The organism is Gandjariella thermophila (genome assembly GCF_005405885.1).
Taxonomy (GTDB): Bacteria; Actinomycetota; Actinomycetes; order Mycobacteriales; family Pseudonocardiaceae; genus Gandjariella; species Gandjariella thermophila.
This window is the reverse complement of record NZ_BJFL01000010.1, coordinates 18448-36682: the sequence shown is the minus strand read 5'-3', so window position 1 is coordinate 36682 and position 18235 is coordinate 18448. Positions and strand designations below refer to the sequence as shown.

Here is an 18235-nt window from a genome sequence, read left to right as displayed (position 1 = left end):
ACGACGACGAACCTCCGGCGGGCTCCGGCCCGTCGGGTCAACCCGGCAGCGGAGCAGAGCCGATGCCGCGCAGGCGCGCGGTGACCGGCCGGGCGATCTCCGCGTAGCAGGTCACATCCGTGTAGCCCTGTGCCCAGTCCTGGACGCCAGGCATGCGCCAGGCCGGGAAGACATCGCCGCGGGACGCCGTGCCGAGGTAGTCGGCCAGCGCGCGGGTGCAGTGCTCCCGCGCGGCGGTGTTCATCGCCCGCTGGTCAGGCATCGGGTCGGTGGCCGCGCCGAGGTTGAGCACGCCGGGCAGCGCCTCGCCGAGATGCGGCTGGTCGCAGCTCACCGTGCGGAGCTGCTGCTCCCGGGACGGCGACCCGGCGGTGCAGAGTTGAAAGGCGTCGAACCCGTCGCCGGCCAGTGCGCCGCGCACGCTGCCGGTCCGGGACACCGGCCGGCCGTCCGGCCCGAGTTCGGTGGCCGCGCAGAGCAGCCAGCGGTCGCCCCGCGCCCAGCGATCCCGGTTCGGCCAGAACGCCCAGGCCTGCAGCCGGGTGGCGTCGCCGTCCGGGCTGTCCAGGTAACCCGCCAGAGCGGCCCGGCAGGGCGGCAGCGCGGCACGGAGCATGGTCTGCTCGTCGGGGTAGTCGGTGGGCAGGCCGGGCGGCAACTGGCCGGCCCGGGTGATCTCGATGTCGTGCGGTGCCTCGCACGGCGCGAACGTGGACCGCTGGGAGTCCAGGCAACTGCCGGGGCCAGGGGCGGCCGTGCCACCCAGCGGGCCGGGCGGGGCGGTGGCCCGCTCGGGCGGCGGGCCGGCCTCATCCCCGGCCGGCGGCTCCGCGGCGATCGGGGTACCGGGCACCCGCTGCCCGCACGCGGCCAGCGTGGCGACGCTGGCGAGCGCCGCCACCACCAACCGGGCCAGCGGGGTCAACCGATGCCGGCGCGGAACCCGCATCGCTCGGCCCCCGCTGCGAGCCCGCGGCCGGCCCGGACGCGTGCCGGGGTCACCGGGGGCGCCGCGACCTGGCACCGTCATCGGAACCTCCAACCCCGCTCCCCGCCGGCACGGTACCGCCTGCCCGATCTGATCTCCGACCTTCCGGCCGAAGGTGTGAGTACACATACCGCCCTCGGATTCCGTCCGCCTCCGGAGGGTCACAATTCAGCCACCACGGACGGATCGACTCTGGTCGAGCGGGTGACTGCGTCGGTCGTCCGGCTTAACATCCGCTCACGTCTCGGGTCACCGGGACGGCCAGGGCCGTGCGGAGCAAGCCGTGGCACCGGGAGGGACCACGGCGCGCCGGGCCGCCAAGCCCGCTCCGGTGGTGGGGTGCAGCCCTGCCGACGGAGATCGCGGGGCGCGCACAGTCGCGCACAAGAGGAGGGAACAATGCCGTCCGCTCCACCGCGCGTGGCGCGGCGCTCCGACCGGGCGCCTCGGCTGCGCTGGAACTGGTGGAACCTGCTGCTGCTCGTTCCACTGCTGATGCTGGTCACGCCGTGGTTCAACCATGACCAGCCACGGCTGGCCGGGTTGCCGTTCTTCTACTGGTACCAGTTCCTGTACGTACCGATCGGGGTCATCTGCGTCGCCATCGTCTACCTGAAGACCAGGACCGAGCCGGCGCGCACGGGCGAGCCGGACCGGTTGCCCGTGTCCGACCTGGACGTGGCCACCGAGGGTGAGGACCGCGACGAGGGGAGCCAGCCATGAACACCGGGCAGTGGACTGAGCTTGGCGTCTTCGTGGTGCTCTTCCTGGCGGTCACCGTGCTCGGGTTCATCGCGTCGCGGTGGCTTGCCGGCACCACCCTCGACCACCTCGACGAGTGGGGCCTCGGCGGCCGCAAGTTCGGCTCCTGGGTCACCTGGTTCCTGGTCGGCGGCGACCTCTACACCGCGTACACCTTCGTCGCGGTGCCCGCGCTGATCTTCGGCGCCGGCGCCACCGGGTTCTTCGCGCTGCCGTACACGGTGATCCTGTATCCGCTGGCCTTCCTGCCGCTGCTGCGGCTGTGGTCGGTGTCCCGGATGCGCGGCTACGTGACCCCGGCGGACTTCGTCCGCGGCCGGTACGGCTCGCCCACCCTGGCGCTGCTGATCGCGATCACCGGCATCGTCGCCACCATGCCGTACATCGCGCTGCAACTCGCCGGCCTGGAGGCGGTGCTGCGCACGATCGGGCTGAACGGCACCGGGCTGCTCGGGCACCTGCCGCTGTTCGTAGCGTTCCTGATCCTCGCCGTCTACACCTACCAGTCCGGGTTGCGCGCGCCCGCGCTCATCGCGTTCGTCAAGGACTCGCTGATCTACCTGGTGATCCTGGTCGCGGTGATCTACCTGCCGGTCAGGTTCGGTGGCTGGGGCCACATCTTCGATACGTCGGCCGCCGCACTGGCCAAGCCGGGACCGACCGGTTCGGCGAAGGGCTCGATCCTGCTCACCCAGAACAACCAGCTTCAGTACGCCACCCTGGCGCTGGGCTCGGCGCTCGCGCTGTTCCTCTACCCGCACTCGGTCACCGGCATCCTGGCCTCCCGGGGCCGTAACGTGATCAAGAAGAACATGGTCGCGCTACCGGCGTACTCGCTGCTGCTCGGCCTGCTCGCACTGCTGGGCTACGTGGCGCTGGCCGCGGGCACCAAGCCGATCGTCAACCAGGCGACCGGGCGGGGCGACTCGAACACGATCATCCCGGCGCTGTTCGGCACCCAGTTCCCCGCGTGGTTCGCCGGGATCGCGTTCGCCGCGATCGGCATCGGTGCCCTGGTGCCGGCCGCGATCATGTCGATCGCCGCGGCGAACCTGTGGACCCGCAACATCTACAAGGAGTACCTGCGCCGGGCGGCGACACCGGCGCAGGAGGCCAGGCAGGCCAAGCTGGCCTCACTGGTGGTCAAGTTCGGCGCGGTGCTGTTCATCGTGGCCATCGACCCGCAGTACTCCATCGACCTGCAGCTCATCGGTGGTGTGGTCATCCTGCAGACGCTGCCCGCGGTGGTGATCCCGCTCTATACCCGGTGGCTGCACCGCTGGGGGCTGATCGCCGGCTGGGTGGTCGGCATGGCGTGGGGCATCTACCTGCTCTACCTGATCCCCAACCCGGCGACGAACCACGCGCACTTCGGTGGGTCGGCGCTGGCCTTGGGCAAGCTGTCCCTCTTCGGCTGGCACCCGTTCGGTTCCTCGCAGATGCAGGTCTACGTGGGCATCCTCGCGCTGGTGGCGAACCTCGTGGTGACCGTGGTGGTGAGCGCGCTCGCGCGCCGCTCGAAGGTGTTCAACGGCACCGACGACACCGACCCCGGCGACTACCACGTGGACGAGAGCACGCCGAACCTCCGGCCGGTGGCCGCGGTGCCGTGACCCGGACCGCGTGGGGAGGGCGGTTCCGGCCGCCCTCCCCCGTGCCGCTTCTGGTCCGTGGCCGGCCCGTCAGGTGCGCTTGAGCGTGCGGGTGACGCCGGCGGCCACCGTGGTGGCCAGCACCCAACCCATCGCGATCAGGCCGGAGGAGATCCACTGCGAGGCGTCCGTGACGTGCCAGCGGTTCTTGTTGCCCAGGTCGATGATGGGAACCAGCAGGTCGATGGTGTAGAGCCAGGGATTCCACTCCAGGTGGTCCTGCTCGTTGATCACCTGCAGCGGGTGGAAGGTGAACCACAGCCCGCCGAGCAGGAGCAGCACCACCAGCCAGGCCAGCGCGCGGGCCGGGCGGTAGCCGTAGCCGACCATCCAGCGCTGCAGCCAGCTCCACAGCAGCACCAGCGGCTTGACCAGGCCGTGCGAGCCGTCGGCCAGCGCGGCGTGCCGCAGCCGCTGCTTCTCGATCAGCACCGTGGACGCGTGCTCGTCGTTACCCGTGGCCCGCAGCACCACGGCGAACTGGTCGTACGGCCCCGGCCGGTAGCTCTTCCGCATGGCCGAGCGCAACCAGTCCAGCCGCTGCCTGATCCGGTCGTCGTCGTCCAGCCCGACCGGTTCGGCGAGCGCCTCGTACCGGAAGTCGTCCAGCTCCAGCCCGGAGCGCACGTCCCAGAACGCCGCGTTGTCGTCCAGCACGGTGCACCGCGCCTGGCGTAGCGTGACCGGACCGCGCGGCGCGGCACGGAGGTTCAGCCGCAGCTCCTGCGTGGCCAGGCCGAGCGCGTTGAGCGCGTAGTTCGGGCTGTCGTCGCCGAGCCGGGCGCCCCGGAGGTTCACCTCGCGGCCCACCGTGGCGTGCCGCACCCGCACCCCGCCGTGCGCGTGGAAGTCCCTGGTCTCGGCGCGCCCGGTGGCCGCATCGACCACCTCGCCGGCCGCGCAGATCAGGTCCCGGCCGATCCGCGCGCCGCCCACGTCCAGCACCGGCTTGACTCCGGTGGTGTAGCGGTAGCTGCCGGGCCGGGCCAGCCGGGCGGCGCGCAGGTTGAGGTTCGCCCCGATGTCGGAGGTGCGCAGCTCCACGGTGCCCTCGGCGTCCAGTTGCCGGCAGCTCAGGTTGCTGCCGATGTGGCACCAGTTCGCCAGCAACGCGTTCCCGCCGCCGTTGCGCAGCACCGACTCGTCCAGCACCACGTTCCCCTTGACCCGCGTGTTGACCAGCCGGGCCTCGCCGGTCAGCCGGACACCCTGGCCGTAGATGTCGCCGTCGATCGTGGTGCCGTCGACGTGCAGCGAGCGGTGTTCGGACGGGGTGGGCGCCCCGCCCGAGGCGTCCACGTCCGCGCGGGCCAGCCACAGCGAGCCGCCGATCCGGCCGTTGACCATGCGCAGCGTGCCGGTGCTGCGGAAGCCGTCGTCCAGCCGGACGCTGCCGTCCACCTCGATCCGGTCCATGTTCAACGCGGTACGCCGGTCCACGTGCGGGTCGGCCGCGTCGCTCCCGCGCAGCGGCAGCGCACCGGGCCGGGTCGGGGTCAGCGAGGCGCCTCGCATCGTCACCCCGGAGCTGATCCGCGCGTTGGCCAGCGAGATCGTGCCCCTGGCCAGGAAGGGCCGTCGTTCGCCCGAGCCACCCGCGGTCGCCGCGCGCGCCGCCGGCCCGGTCGAGGTGGCCTGGCCCGGTGCGAGCTGGTCGGTGCACAGCAGGTTGCCGCCCACCTGCATGCCGTTGGCGTGGATGGCGAACCCGTTCGGGTTGATCAACCGGGCGCCGCGGAAGTCGACGTCGCCGTGCGCCCGCAGGTCGATCATCCGAACCTCGCCGTGGGTGTGCAGGTTGGTCGCCATCAGGGCGCCGGCCAGCACCAGGCGGTCCGCGTGCAGCGCCCAGTGGTTCGGGTTGATCAGCGTGCTGTTGCGTAACAGCAGCGATCCGCGGATGTCCGCGTCGGTGAGGTCCGCCGACCGGCCCTCCACCGTGCTGCTCATCAGCAGCACGTCGCTGTCGCTGCGCAGGTTGCGGGCGTGCAGTCCGGGGAGCCAGCACTCCTTGAACTCCAGCCCGGCCACCCGTGTCTGCCGCAGGTCGGGGGCGTCCTCGAAGCGGCAGCGGAGGAACTCCAGCAGGTAGCCGAACTCCACGGCGCGCAGCGCGAACGTGCCGGTGACGAAGGTGTCCCGGATCCGGATCACCGGCGGGCGGCTGGTCCGCCGCCAGAACGTCAGCCGGCCGAGGCCGGGGTCGGTCCAGGCCATCAACCGCCGGGTCAACTGCTCGGCGGGAAGCTCGAACGACCGGCCCGGCGAGCGGTCCGTCACGTCCAGCCGCGGTCCGTCCCCGGACGTCGCGGCACCAGAGAGGAACGCCTCCAGGCGTGCCTCGGCCGACATCGATTCCGTCGTGGTCCGGCCCTCCCACGGCATGTTCGCCACCGCCACCACCCCCTCGCGTGCCGGCTCTCCGCGCCGCAGCCGCACGGCGGCGTGCCCTCGGGACGACGCCACCGGCGCCGGCAAGATCCACACGGATCATGCGGCCGACCGCGCACGCCTTTTCACCGCAACGGTAGCCCGATAGGCACCCTGGGTGAACAGTTCCGCTGGATCTTTGCCGCACTCGGGCGTTACGGGTATCCCCCGGTCGGTCGCACCATCACGTCCGGCGACCTCGGCGGGAGCCGGTGTGGGCCGTTCGCAGGACTTTCGCCCCGCCCGGCACGGGCCAACGAGCCGTGTACCCGGCGGGCCCGCCACGGTTGACTCGCGGCAACGTGGCAGGCCCCGGCCCCTGGTCTGCGTGACGCTCCGAATCTGGCGAATCAGGTGCATGAGTTGAACGTTGTGCTGATCATCGTCGCCATGCTGGCGCTGTTGGCCGTCGCCGCGGTGTTGGTGCTGGTGCAGTGGGGCTGGTTGCGCACGGACCGGTCGATGCGGGAGAACCTGGACGACCTGTGGCACGAGAACGCCTCCATCTACCGCGAGCTGCTGTGGCTGGGCCAGCAGAACCAGGGTCTCCAGCGCCGGGTGTACGAGCTGGAGGAAGCCGTGCACGGAAGCGAGCTTCCCGGGCTGGTGGAGGACGGCGACCTTTCCAGCGTGCCCGACGGCGACCGCTGGCCGGGGCGGGCCTCCTGACCCTCGCCGTCACCCCGCGCCGGCCGTCACGGCAGGCGCCGAGCCGGCCACTCGTCGGCGAGCAGCGCGTAGAGCAGGCTGTCCCGCCAGGCGCCGCCGGTGAACACGTGGTGCCGGATGCGGCCCTCGTAGCTCATGCCGAGCCGGCACACCAGGCGGCGGGAGGCCAGGTTGTCCGGGCCGACGGCGGCGCTGATCCGGTGCAGCCCCAGCTCTCCGAAGCCGAAGTGGACGATCGTCGCGGCGGCGTCCATGGCCAGCCCGCGGCCCCAGTGGTCGGCCCGGATGGCCCCGCCGAGCCGGCCGGCGCACACCCCGGTCAGGGCGAGCCGGACCACGCCGATGAGCTGCTTGTCGTCCCGTCGGCAGACGGTGAGGTAGTACTCGTCGCGCGGATCGGTCTGGGCTCGCCGGATGATGCCGGCGACCAGTTCCTCCTGCTCTGCGCGGGTCTTGCTGTCGAAGGACAGCCAGCGGGTCACCCGCTCGTCGCCGAACACGGGCATGCAGTCGGCGACGTCGTCGTGCCGGAACTCGCGCAGGAAGACGTGCTCGCCGGTCAGCTCGACGGGATGGTGCGGCGCCGCCATCGTGACCCTCACCGGGGCAGGCTGGCCAGCGGTCGGCGGGCGAAGTGCTCGATGGCGTCCTGCACCTCCTGCGCGACCGGACCGTCCAGCCGCGCCTGCCGCAGCGCGGTGTAGGCGCGCTGCACGGAGAGCACCACGCCGTGGATGCGCTGTGTCGGGGGCAGCGCGAGCACCGGTCGCAGCGCGCTGGCCGCGCCCTCCACGTCCCCCTGGACGATCCTGGCCACCGCCAGCCCGGCCCGCGCTCCGGCCTCCTCGCCCCAGCCGCGTTCCGTGCGGTCGGTGGCCTCGTACGCGGACACCGCTTCGAGCGCCGCCGCCTCGGCGTGCTCGGCGTCCTCCTCGGCCACCCAGGACAGCGCGTCCGCGGCGAAGTAGAGCTGCCTGCGGTGCGGGAACGTGCACAGCCCGCCGAACTCGTCCAGCTCGTCCGGGGCGACCCGGTCGCGAACGTCGGCGGCCCGCCGGATCGCGTCCCGCGCCCGCTCCGGGTTGCCGAGCAGGCCCCAGGCGCGGGCCTCAGCGGCGAGCAGGTACAGCGCCGCGGTACCCGCCCCGGCCCGCACCGCGTCGTGGCCGAGTTGGGCGTAGCGCACCGCGTCCCGGGGCCGGCCGGTCCAGTAGGCGACGCCGGACTGCAGCCCGCGCACCCAGGCCCGCAGCCCGTTGTGCCCGGCGTTCTCCGCGCACGCGTACGCCGTCCTGGCCTGGGTCATGGCGTCGGTGGATGCGCCGACGTCGTGGCTGGCCTTGGCCAGCAGGCCGCAGCTGATCCCGGCGAGCAGGTACAGCTCGCGGGTGTGCTTCGGCTTCTGCCGGCCCTCCAGCAGGGTGAAGGTGCGTTCCTGCACGTCGACCAGGTCGCCGAGCAGTTCGGGCAGCGGCAGTCGCGGGTAGGTGGTGGCCACCCGGCGCACGTCGTCCGCGAGCTGCTCCAGCGTCTCCGGGCCGACGTTGGACGCCTCGGCGCGGGAGAGAAAGTCGCGTGCCCGCTGGGCGGACATCGTGATCACCTGGCCTTCCCAGTTGTGCCGGTCCCGGAGGGGGGTCGGGTGGTCCACCGGACCGTGCGGGACCACGCCCGGAAGCCGGTACGGCGGGCCGAACAGGCGTGCGGCGGACTCCCCGAACATCCGCTCCAGCGTCTGCTGGGCCCCCGGGTAGGGCAGCCCCTTGAGCCGCCCGGCGACCCACCGGTACGCCTGGCGATCACTGAGCGGAACCTCGGACAACTCGTTGAACCGGGCGACGAAGCGCTCCACGGAGAGATGCCGTTCCCGCAGCACCTGCTCCAGCCGCGTGCGGGGTAACTCCGGTTGGACCATGTCTCGGCTCCCCTCGGGCCACCTGACCCGGCGCCAACCGTACGAATGGCGCGGCGTGCCTGGCGGCAGAAGTCGCAAGAGGTCAGCAGAAGTCAGTCCCGACGACCTTCCGACGTCAGCGCGGCAGGCCCGATCGTCTCACGTGCCAACACACAGCGGAACGAATCGACTACTTGCGGCAAACAACATGTCGAGGCACGGCAGGGTGCGGAGATGGGGCACACGTGAACGACTTCACCTGGTTCAGCAGTCAGACCGACGGGCAGGACCACGCGGTGCTGGACGTGGCGTTCGCCGAGGCCAGGGCGCGTGGCATCGACTACGCGGGGCTGTGCGGCCACGTCGTCTGGCCGGCGCCGCTGTGGGCGCCGCCCGGCCGCCGGTGCGCCCGGTGCACCGCGATCACGGCCGCCCGATCCGCCCCGGTCGATGCGTCGACCGGCGCGAACGGCGGCTCGGGCGGCGAGCCGGGACGGTTCCGTCCCACCCGGCGGCGCCGGCGCCGGGGAGGTGGTCCCCGTGTCGCATGAGGAAAGCCCGGCCAAGGAGGTCGCCGAGGAGGTGCCGCTGACGGTCTGGTGGCGTAGCCGGCTGGATCGGCAGGTGCACGGCTTCGACGTGTCCGCGGTGGACCCGAGCCGGGTGCCGGAGTCGTTCACCGCGCTGTGCGGGCACGTGGCCACGCTCGAGGTGATCGAGCCACGCAGCTCGGGCATGCCCTGCGTGGTGTGCCTGGTCAAGGTCCCGAAGCCGGCGAAGCTGCCGGCCGCAGGGTGACGCCGGGAACCCCGGCCGCTGGTAACCCCGAGATGCGGGGCGCACCGGGTGACCCCCGGTGCGCCCCGCCCAGCGGGTCAGAGCACCTTCGCCAGGAAGGACTGGGTGCGCTCGTGCCGCGGGCTGGTGATCACGTCCCGCGGGTGGCCCTTCTCCACGACCACCCCGCCGTCCATGAACACCAGCGAGTCGCCGACCTCGCGGGCGAAGCCCATCTCGTGGGTCACCACGACCATGGTCATCCCGTCCTCGGCGAGCTTGCGCATCACCGCGAGCACGTCCCCGACCAGTTCCGGGTCCAGCGCCGAGGTCGGCTCGTCGAAGAGCATCAGCTTGGGCCGCATGGCCAGCGCCCTGGCGATGGCCACCCGCTGCTGTTGCCCGCCGGAGAGCTGGTTGGGGTAGGCGTTCGCCTTGTCCGCCAGCCCCACCTGGTCCAGCAGCGCCAGCGCGCGTTCCCGCACCTCGGCCCTGGACTCCCGCTTGACCTGCACCGGCGCCTCCATGACGTTCTCCACCGCGGTCATGTGCGGGAACAGGTTGAACCGCTGGAAGACCATGCCGATCTCCCGGCGCTTGCGGGCCACCTCGTGGTCGCGCAGCTCGTAGAGCTTGTCGCCCTTCTGCCGGTAGCCGACCAGCTCACCGTCCACCCACAACCGGCCGGCGTCGATCTTCTCCAGGTGGTTGATGCAGCGCAGGAAGGTGGACTTGCCCGAACCGGACGGCCCGATCACGCACATCACCTCGCCGGGCTGCACCTCCAGGTCGATGCCCTTGAGCACCTCCAACCGGCCGAAGTTCTTGTGCACACCCTCGGCCTTGACCATGGGGTTCACGACAGACCTCCCTGGGCGCGGCCGAACCGGAACCCGCGGGCGCGCAGCGGCACCGTGCCGCGGGCGTAGTGCCGCTCGATGTAGTACTGGAACACCGAGAGCACCGAGGTCAGCACCAGGTACCACAGGCTGGCCACCACCAGCAGCGGGATCTGCTGGTAGTTGCTGCCGTAGATGAGCTGCACCGTGGTGAACAGCTCGCCGACCGCGACCACCGCGGCCAGCGAGGTGGTCTTCAGCATCGAGATGGTCTCGTTGCCGGTCGGTGGGATGATCACCCGCATGGCCTGCGGCAGGATGATCCGTCGCATGATCTTGGTGCGGGTCATGCCCAGCGCCTCGGCCGCCTCGGTCTGCCCCCGGTCCACGGACAGGATGCCGGCCCGGACGATCTCCGACATGTAGGCGACCTCGTTCAGCCCGAAGCCGAGCACCACCCCGACGAAGATCGGCACCAGCTTGTTCGAGTCGAAGTAGACGAACTCCGTCCCGAACGGGATGCCCAGGGACAGGTACGGGTACAGCGCCGCGATGAACGACCAGAAGATCACCTGGACCAGCACCGGGGTGCCGCGGAAGAACCAGGCGTACAGCCAGGCTATGCCGGACACGATGGGGTTCGGCGACAGCCGCATCACCGCGACGATCACGCCGCCCACGATGCCGATGGCCATGGCCAGCGCGGTCAACTCGATGGTGAGCAGCATGCCGTGCAGCACCCGGGGCGCGAACAGGTACTGCCCGACCACCGCCCACTTCCAGTTCGGGTTGGTGAGCAGGCTGTGCACCAGCATGGCCGCCAGCACCAGCAGCACCGCGGCGGCCACCCAGCGCCCCGGGTGGCGCACCGGAACAGCGGAGATCTTCTCCGGTGGGGCGGGCGCGCCGCCCCGATCGTCCACGGTGGACGTGTCAGCTTGGTTCGTCATACTCGATTCAGCCGTGTGCTCATTCACTGGGCGCCGTTGATGGTGGACTGGTTGATCGCGCCGTCCTTGACGCCCCAGTTGTCCAGCACCTTCTGGTAGGTCCCGTCGGCCATCAGCTGCTGCACCGCCGCCTGCAGGGCGTCCTTGAGGGTGCCGCTGTTCTTGCCGACGGCGATGCCGTACGGCGCGACGCCCTGCGCCTCGCCCACCTTCTCGAACGCGTCACCGGTCTTCTTCAGTGCGTAGTCCACCACCGGGCTGTCCGCCAGGTAGGCGTCGATCCGGTCGGCCTGCAGCGCCGCGTTCACGTCGGTCTGCTTGGGGAAGCCCTGCCCGTTCGGCGGGTTCTTCCCGGCGTCCTTGCACTTCTTGATCAGCGAACCGTCCGCGTCCTCCTTGGTGATCTGGTCGAGCTGGATGGTGCCGTTCTCCGCACCGACGTTCTTGCCGCACAGGTCCAGGTCGGTCTTGATGCCCTTGGGGTTGCACTTGCGGACCATGGTGGACGTGCCGGCCTTGAAGTAGGTGACGAAGTCGACGCTCTGCTCCCGCTCCTTGGTGTCGGTGAACGAGGACATGCCGGCGTCGTAGCGACCGGCCTGGATGCCGGCCAGGATGCCGTCGAAGCTGGCGTTGACGAACTCGACCTGGATGCCGAGCGCCTTGCCGATCGCGTTGCCCAGGTCGACGTCCATGCCGATGATCTGGTTCGAGCCCTCGGTGGTGAACTCGTTCGGCGCGTACGAGGCGTCGGCCGCGATGGTCAGCTTGCCCTTGGCTTTGACGGCGTCCGGCAGCTTGGCCGCGGCCGCCTGGGCGACGGGCTCGTTGACGGTCAACGGCTTGGGGTCGGGCAGTTCGGTGGCCGTACCGGGGGTACAGGGCTGCCCACCGGCGTTGGGCTTCTCCGTTGTCGCGCCGCAGCCGACCGCGAGCAGCGAGGTCGCGGCGAGCGCGGGGAGAAGAACGAGCGTCCTGACGCGAAACCGGGTCACGGCGGCCTTCCTTTCCGCAAGTGTGCGCGCGACCGCGATCGTGCCGCCAGGGCGCTCCTGGGACACTCGGGTCGCATTCCCCAGCGCGGTGCCCTGCCGCCCCGATCGCGGGGCCCGACAGCCCGGACGCGCGCTGTGCCCGCGCTGGGTGTCTCGGCTGGACCGGCGCATGAGGGAGCCTCCTATGGGGTTAGCTGGTGCGCGCATCCTGCCATTCACTCCGCTGGGTGCACAGCACAGCGCCGTCACGACCGGCAGCAAAAGCAGGAACCATGCGCCAGACGAGTCCTTGAGCCTCAGAATGTTAACCCACCTGCACGAATCGATACCGAAAGCTCCGTGCCATGCCGTCGGAGTTTCCGATTCGAAACGTGGTGTTTGCCAGTTTTCCCGGGCGACGGTGCGCCGCGCCCAGCGGCTCGCCGGTCCCCCGCGACGCCCGGCGGCGGCCGGCTCAGCGGGCGATGAGGCAGGCGACCAGCGCGGTCCAGCCGGTCTGGTGCGCCGCGCCCAGCCCCTCCCCGGTGTCCCCGTCGAAGTACTCGTGGAAGGTCACCTGCTCCCGCCACAGCGGTGAGCCGGTCGCCTCGATCCGTCGGCCGTCCGCGGGTCGCCGCCCGCCCTCGCCGGGCAGGAACAGCCGGACCAGGCGGCGGGCCAACTCGTCGGCGGCCTCGGTCGCGTCCACCGCCCGCCCGGAGCCGCTGGGCAACGCGACGGTGAAGTCCTCGCCGTGGAAGGTTCCGATCGTGCGCAGCGCCTCGACCAGCAGCGCGTTGGTCGGGAACCACACCGGGCCACGCCAGTTCGAGTTGCCGCCGAACATCGGCGTGCGCGACGCGCCGGGCTCGTAGCCGATCCGGTGCCGCTGCCCGGCGATCTCCACGGCCAACCCGTCCCGGTGCGCCGCGGACAGCGAGCGGACACCGTGGCCGGAAAGGAACTCGCGCTCGTCGAGCATCCGGTCCAGCACCCGGCGCAGCTTGGGTTCGTCCAGCAGGCACAGCAGGGCCCGCCGCTCACCGTCCCCGGTGCTCCGCCAGGTGACGAACCTGCGCAGCTCGGGCCGCCGGTCCAGCAGGTACTGCAGCCGGGCGGTGAAGTGCGGCAACTCGGTGAACACCCACGGCGGCAGCACGGCGGCGGCCAGCAGCGGGATCAACCCGACCATGGAACGCACCCGCACCGGATGCGACTCCACGGTGCCGTCCGGCAGCGTGCGGGACACCAAGTCGTAGCAGAAGCCGTCCTCGTCGTCCCAGATGCCGCGACGGGCCGAGCCGAACGTGGTCGACGTCTGCGCGATGCCGAGGAAGTGCTCGACGAACTTGGTGGCCACGTCCTCGTAGGCGTCGTCGTGCCGGGCCAGTTCCAACGCGATCCGCAGCAGGTGCAGCGAGTAGGTGGCCATCCAGGACGTGGCGTCGGACTGCTCCAGCCGCCACTCGCCGGCCAGCGGTTCGGACCGGTTCACCGGGCCGATGTTGTCCATACCGAGGAAGCCGCCCTCGAACAGGTAGTTGCCGTCGGCGTCCTTGCGGTTGACCCACCACGAGAAGTTGAGCAGCAACTTGTGGAAGATCCGGGCGAGGAACTTCCGGTCACCCTTGCCGCCGTTCGCGATCTCCGTCCGGTACACCTGCAGCGCCGCCCAGGCGTGCACCGGCGGGTTGGCGTCGCCGAACTCCCACTCGTACGCCGGCAGCTGGCCGTTGGGGTGCATCAGCCACTCGCGGCAGAGCAGCAGCAGTTGCTCCTTGGCGAACGCCGGGTCGACCAGGGCCAGTGGCACGGTGTGGAAGGCCAGGTCCCACGCGGCGAACCAGGGGTACTCCCACTCGTCCGGCATGGAGATCACGTCGGCCACGTCGAGGTGCTGCCAGTGCGCGTTGCGCGCGCCCGGCGCCCGGCGGGTGTGCGGGGCGGGTGGCTGTGCCGGGTCGCCGTCCAGCCAGTCCCGCACCCGGAGCCGGTAGTGCTGCTTCGTCCACAGCAGACCGGCCAGCGCGCGACGCAGCACGTGCCGTTCGGCGGGGCTGGCATGCGGGGCGATGCCGGCGTGGAACTCGTCCGCCTCCCGCCGGCGATCGTCCATTGTGGATTCGAAGGTCGGGCCGAACGGGTCGCCGTGACCGTCGCTCGCGGACAGTCGCAGCCGCACGGTGACCGACTCGCCGGGCGGTACCGTGTCGAAGCGGTACCAGGCGGCGGCCTTGCTGCCCGGCAGCGACGCCGCTCCCGGCGCGACCACCTGGCAGGCGTGCGCCCGGCCGCGCACCACATGCGCGTCGATGCCGTCCTTGGTGTAGCGGCTCGGGTTGGCCGCGGCGCCGAACAGTTCGACCTCGTTGGTCTCGTTGTCGGTGACCAGCAGCGTTGGCTCGCCGTCCGCGTGTAGCACGTACCGGCCCAGCGCGGCGTGCTCGGTCACCACCCGGCTGCGACCGTCCACGGTGGACGCCACCAGCGACGGCCTGCGCGGGTCCCGGCCCCAGGACCAGGTGTTGCGGAACCACAACTGGGGCAGCAGGTGCAGCGGCGCCGGCTCCGACCCGTGGTTGGTCGCGGTGATCTCCACGCACAGGTCGTCCGGGGCCGCCTTGGCGTAACTCACCACCACGTCGAAGAACCGGTCGCCGTCGAGCACACCGGTGTCGGCCAGCTTCGGCTCCCGGCCGTCCCGGCCGGCCGCGGCGGCCAACTCGCGCAGCCGGGCGTACGGGAACTCGGCCTGCGGGTAGCGGTAGAGCACCCGCATCCAGGAGTGGGTGGGCGTGCCGTCGAGCACCCACCAGTGCTCCTTGACGTCCTCGCCGTGGTTGCCCTCGTGGTTGGCCAGGCCGAAGTAGCGCTCCTTGAGGATCGGGTCGCGGCCGTTCCACAGCGCCAGCGCGAGGTTGAGGAAGCCGAACCGGTCGCACACCCCGGCGATGCCGTCCTCGCCCCACCGGTAGGCGCGGGCGCGGGCGTGGTCGAACGGGAACGAGGTCCACGCGTCGCCACCGGCCGAGTAGTCCTCGCGCACCGTGCCCCACTGCCGGGCCGACAGGTACGGGCCCCACAGCCGCCATGCCGCGCCGGGGTCCTCCGACGCGGCCAGCCTGGCGTGCTCCGCTCCGCTCACAGCCGACCAGTCTGCGGCATCTCCGTTGCCGGTCCGCGCGAACGCTGGGCGGCGCCGATGTCCACGCAGGTCATCGGCGGTGTGATGAGTATCGCGGAGGCTTTTTCAGGCTCGCGCGTGCGCGTCGAGTACCACGGCCACCGCCTCGGTGACCTTGGTGGCGTAGCCGAGGTCCAGCGACTCGTCCGGAACGTGGGCGTTGCTTCCGGGCCCGAGCGCGCCGGTGACCAGGAACTGCGCCGCCGGGTAGGCCCGCTGCAGCAGCCCCATGAACGGGATCGAGCCGCCCAGGCCCAGCGCCCGCCACGGCGCGCCGAAGACCCGCTCGCTGGCCTCGTCCAGCGCGCCGCGCAGCCACGGCGCCAGCGCGGGCGCGTTCCACCCGTCCGCCGCCTCGATGCGGCCCAGTTCGACGTGGGCCCCGTACGGCACGTCGGTGGTCAGCGCCGCCCGCACCGCGTGCAGCGCGCGGGCGGAGTCCACGGTGGGCGGCAGCCGGAAGCTCAGGCACAGCGTGGTGAACGGGCGCAGCACGTTGCCCGCCTCGGACGGCGCGGGCAGGCCGTCCGCGCCGGTCACCGACAGCGTCGGCCGCCAGGTGGCGTTCAGCGTGAGTTCCACCTCGTCGTCGGTGACCAGCCGGGTTCCGGGCAGGGTCGGGAAGGTGCCGTCCAGCGCGCCGGGCGCGGCGGCGACCGCGTCGCGCACCTCGGCGAGCCGGTCCTCGGGGATGTCCACGGTCAACTCGGGCAGCCGGATCTCCCCGGTGGCCGAGTCCTCCAGCCGGTCCAGCAACCGCCGCAGCACCCGGAACGAGCTGGGCACGATGCCGCTGGCCAGGCCGGAGTGGTACCCGGATTCGAGCACCCGGACGGTCACGTCCACCTGGACCAGGCCGCGCAGCGAGGTGGTCAGCCACAGGCTGCGGTAGTCGTTGCCGCCGGAGTCCAGGCAGACCACCAGGGACACCTCGCCCAGCCGGTCGCGCAGGTGGTCCAGGTAGGCGGGCAGGTCGGGGCTGCCGGACTCCTCGCCGGTCTCCAGCAGGATCACGCACCGGGCGTGCCGGCCGCCGGCGGCGCGCACCGCCTCGATCGCCGTGGTGGCCGCGTAGCCGGCGTAGCCGTCGTCGGCCGAACCCCGGCCGTACAGCCGGCCGCCCCGGATCACCGGCGTCCACGGTCCCAGCCCCTCGGACCAGCCGCCCACCGGCGGCTGCTTGTCCAGGTGGCCGTAGAGCAGCACGGTGCCGGCCCGCTCGGCGCCCTCGGTGGCCGGCACGTCGACCAGCAGCACCGGGGTCCGGCCGGGTAGCTGCACCACCTCGGTCTTCGCCCCGGGGATCGCGCGGCCGCCCAGCCACTTCTGCACGTGCTCCACGGCGGCGGTCAGGTGGCCCGCCGCCTGCCAGTCCGGGTCGAACCCGGAGGAGACGGCGGGGATGGCGACGAGTTCGGACAGGCTCGGCAGCACGGAGTCGTCCCAGCGCTCGCGGACGGTACGGGTCAGCGTTGCTCGGTCCACGGCGCCGATCCTGTCACGGCCGCGGGCCACCGCGGGAAATGCCGCACGGGTGCGGCGGCGGGGCAGGTCGCCGGCGTGTGGCGGTCAGCCGGTGGCCAGCGGGTCGGCGTGGTGGTGCCCCTCGGTGGCCTCGTGCGGAATGATCCGCACCTCGCGTGCCTCGCAGTCGAAGCATCCGGTGCACACGCACTTGCGGCGTTCCAGGGTCATCTGTTTCTCGTCGTCCACCGACACCGTGGTGAACGTGTGCTCACCGCTCTCGCAGGCGCAGTCGGTCACTTTGCTGATTGTCGTGGTGGGGAAGTCACGCCGCAGGAAGGGGTAGTCACGCCGGAGGAGCGGTCGAACGAAGGGAATAGCCACGGGCATCGGGACCCTCCAGGGCACATCCGGGGAGGCGGGGGACGGTCGAGCCGGCTGCCCGCCTGGTCGATGCGCGCGCCCGGCAAGAGGATCGGCGCGCTGGTTTGACAAGATCATAACAGCGCATGATCACCCGTCCGGGCTACCGGACGTACGTCACACCGATCTCCCGGTGCCAGTCCCCTCAGCGCCCGTTCTGCCGAACGCGCGCAGCGATCGCCTCGCCGGGGCGCGAGGCGGAAGAGGCTGTCAGCGCCTGCCGCCCTCCCAGTTGGCGAAGTAGGCGGCGGCCATGTCATCGTCCCCGTGCCCGAGGTCGATGGCCCTGCGCAACCGGGCCGCCGCAGCCTCGGACACGTCCAGCCGCACCCCGGCATGCCGCGCGGCCTCCTCGATCAGCCGGGCGTCCTTCTCCGCGTTGCGCACGGTGAAGCTCGGCGTGTAGTCGCCCTTGATGATCGCGCCGGCCTTCATGTGCAGGTACGGGGTGTCGAGGGTGCCGCCACCGAGCGCCTCGGTGATCAGGCCGGGGTCGACGCCGAGGGCCTCGGCGAGGCCGACCGCCTCGCCGACCGCGTTCGTGATCGCCAGCACCCAACTGTTCAGCGCCAGCTTCAGCCGGCTGGCGGCGCCGGCCTCCGCCGAGTCGCCGACCCACATGGTGCGCTGGGCGATCGCGTCGAACACCGGCTGGGCGCGGTCCCTGGCGTCCTCCGGCCCGGCCGCGAGCACCACGAGCTTGCCCTGCTCGGCCGGCGCCCTGGTGCCCAGCACGGGAGCGTCCACCATGTTCAGGTTGTGCTGCCCGGCCACCTTCACCAGGGACCCGAGCCCCGCGAGGCCGACGGTGCTGGTCTGCAGCCACAGCGTGGTCTCGCCCAGGCCGGGCGCGGCGGCGGTGATCGCGTCGGCCACCGCGGCACCGTCACTGAGCATGGTGACCAGCACGTCGGCGCCGTCCACCGCCTCGGCCGGAGTGTTCACCACCGTGGCGCCGTCCTCGGCGAGCGGCTCCGCCTTGCTGCGCGTGCGGTTCCACGCCCGGACCGGGAAGCCGCCGCGGGCGATGTTCCGCGCCATGGGAAAGCCCATGATCCCGGTGCCGAGCACCGCTACGGTTGCCTTGCCTGCGTCCTGTCGCGCGTTGGTCGTCACGCTTCCGGTCTACCTCAGCCGGGCGACCCACGCAGTGGGGAACGGGCGGCATTGGGAAACCCCGCGGTGCTGCCAGGTCGGGGGTCCGCCAGCACCGCGGGGTCACCCGGGAC

Annotated in this window: 16 protein-coding genes; 5 read left to right on the top strand and 11 right to left on the bottom strand. The window is 71.8% G+C overall.

From position 1 onward, the window contains the following. Window positions 1-37 precede the first annotated feature (37 nt). Window positions 38-949: a septum formation family protein gene (locus FFT21_RS12310; RefSeq protein WP_137813970.1), complete on the bottom strand. Its 912-nt coding sequence runs from the start codon at window positions 947-949 to the stop codon at window positions 38-40. Between the two features lie 438 nt (window positions 950-1387). Here FFT21_RS12310 and FFT21_RS12305 point away from each other — a divergent pair, with 438 nt between their 5' ends. Together FFT21_RS12305 and mctP are read left to right on the top strand one after the other, a co-directional pair. Continuing rightward, entirely contained in the window at window positions 1388-1711 is a 324-nt protein-coding gene (locus tag FFT21_RS12305; protein WP_137813969.1) for a DUF3311 domain-containing protein, read from the top strand. Then, entirely contained in the window at window positions 1708-3363 is a 1656-nt protein-coding gene (gene mctP, locus FFT21_RS12300; protein ID WP_137813968.1) for a monocarboxylate uptake permease MctP, read from the top strand. The genes FFT21_RS12305 and mctP overlap by 4 nt, the downstream gene beginning before the upstream one ends. A gap of 69 nt (window positions 3364-3432) precedes the next feature. Here the strand turns inward: mctP and FFT21_RS12295 are convergent, their stop codons facing one another. Further along, window positions 3433-5868, bottom strand: a complete 2436-nt coding sequence (locus tag FFT21_RS12295; RefSeq protein WP_225978338.1) for a hypothetical protein — start codon at window positions 5866-5868, stop codon at window positions 3433-3435. A gap of 327 nt (window positions 5869-6195) precedes the next feature. On the opposite strand from FFT21_RS12295, the gene FFT21_RS12290 reads away from it, so the two are divergent. Then, a complete protein-coding gene (locus FFT21_RS12290) occupies window positions 6196-6501 on the top strand; it encodes a hypothetical protein (protein WP_137813967.1) in 306 nt (101 codons plus the stop codon). A 26-nt stretch (window positions 6502-6527) separates the two neighbouring features. Here the strand turns inward: FFT21_RS12290 and FFT21_RS12285 are convergent, their stop codons facing one another. Together FFT21_RS12285 and FFT21_RS12280 are read right to left on the bottom strand one after the other, a co-directional pair. After that, window positions 6528-7103, bottom strand: coding sequence for a GNAT family N-acetyltransferase (locus FFT21_RS12285; RefSeq protein ID WP_225978337.1), 576 nt, complete (start codon window positions 7101-7103; stop codon window positions 6528-6530). Next, window positions 7100-8416: an NsdA family TPR-like regulatory protein gene (locus tag FFT21_RS12280; RefSeq protein WP_137813966.1), complete on the bottom strand. Its 1317-nt coding sequence runs from the start codon at window positions 8414-8416 to the stop codon at window positions 7100-7102. Before FFT21_RS12280 ends, FFT21_RS12285 begins: the two co-directional genes overlap by 4 nt. Before the next feature lie 224 nt (window positions 8417-8640). Between FFT21_RS12280 and FFT21_RS12275 the strand changes: the two genes are divergently transcribed. Both FFT21_RS12275 and FFT21_RS12270 read left to right on the top strand, forming a co-directional pair. After that, on the top strand, window positions 8641-8946 hold the full coding sequence (locus FFT21_RS12275) for a hypothetical protein (protein WP_137813965.1): 306 nt from the start codon (window positions 8641-8643) through the stop codon (window positions 8944-8946). Next, a complete protein-coding gene (locus FFT21_RS12270; protein WP_137813964.1) occupies window positions 8936-9193 on the top strand; it encodes a hypothetical protein in 258 nt (85 codons plus the stop codon). The genes FFT21_RS12275 and FFT21_RS12270 overlap by 11 nt, the downstream gene beginning before the upstream one ends. A 77-nt stretch (window positions 9194-9270) precedes the next feature. Here the strand turns inward: FFT21_RS12270 and FFT21_RS12265 are convergent, their stop codons facing one another. The 7 genes from FFT21_RS12265 to FFT21_RS12235 all read right to left on the bottom strand — a co-directional run bounded on the left by FFT21_RS12265 (window position 9271) and on the right by FFT21_RS12235 (window position 18122). Then, the gene (locus FFT21_RS12265) at window positions 9271-10023 is read right to left on the bottom strand and encodes an amino acid ABC transporter ATP-binding protein (RefSeq protein ID WP_137814061.1); all 753 of its coding nucleotides are present in this window, start codon (window positions 10021-10023) and stop codon (window positions 9271-9273) included. A gap of 5 nt (window positions 10024-10028) precedes the next feature. Continuing rightward, on the bottom strand, window positions 10029-10961 hold the full coding sequence (locus FFT21_RS12260; RefSeq protein WP_137813963.1) for an amino acid ABC transporter permease: 933 nt from the start codon (window positions 10959-10961) through the stop codon (window positions 10029-10031). Between the two features lie 23 nt (window positions 10962-10984). Beyond that, the gene (locus tag FFT21_RS12255; protein WP_225978336.1) at window positions 10985-11956 is read right to left on the bottom strand and encodes an ABC transporter substrate-binding protein; all 972 of its coding nucleotides are present in this window, start codon (window positions 11954-11956) and stop codon (window positions 10985-10987) included. Between the two features lie 454 nt (window positions 11957-12410). After that, window positions 12411-15080, bottom strand: coding sequence for an MGH1-like glycoside hydrolase domain-containing protein (locus tag FFT21_RS12250; protein WP_137813961.1), 2670 nt, complete (start codon window positions 15078-15080; stop codon window positions 12411-12413). A 105-nt stretch (window positions 15081-15185) separates the two neighbouring features. Beyond that, window positions 15186-16604, bottom strand: a complete 1419-nt coding sequence (locus FFT21_RS12245) for a M20/M25/M40 family metallo-hydrolase (protein WP_371856778.1) — start codon at window positions 16602-16604, stop codon at window positions 15186-15188. A gap of 84 nt (window positions 16605-16688) precedes the next feature. After that, complete coding sequence (locus FFT21_RS12240; protein ID WP_137813960.1) at window positions 16689-16883, bottom strand: hypothetical protein; 195 nt, start codon at window positions 16881-16883, stop codon at window positions 16689-16691. Window positions 16884-17216: 333 nt separating this feature from the next. After that, on the bottom strand, window positions 17217-18122 hold the full coding sequence (locus tag FFT21_RS12235; RefSeq protein ID WP_225978335.1) for an NAD(P)-dependent oxidoreductase: 906 nt from the start codon (window positions 18120-18122) through the stop codon (window positions 17217-17219). Window positions 18123-18235 lie beyond the last annotated feature (113 nt).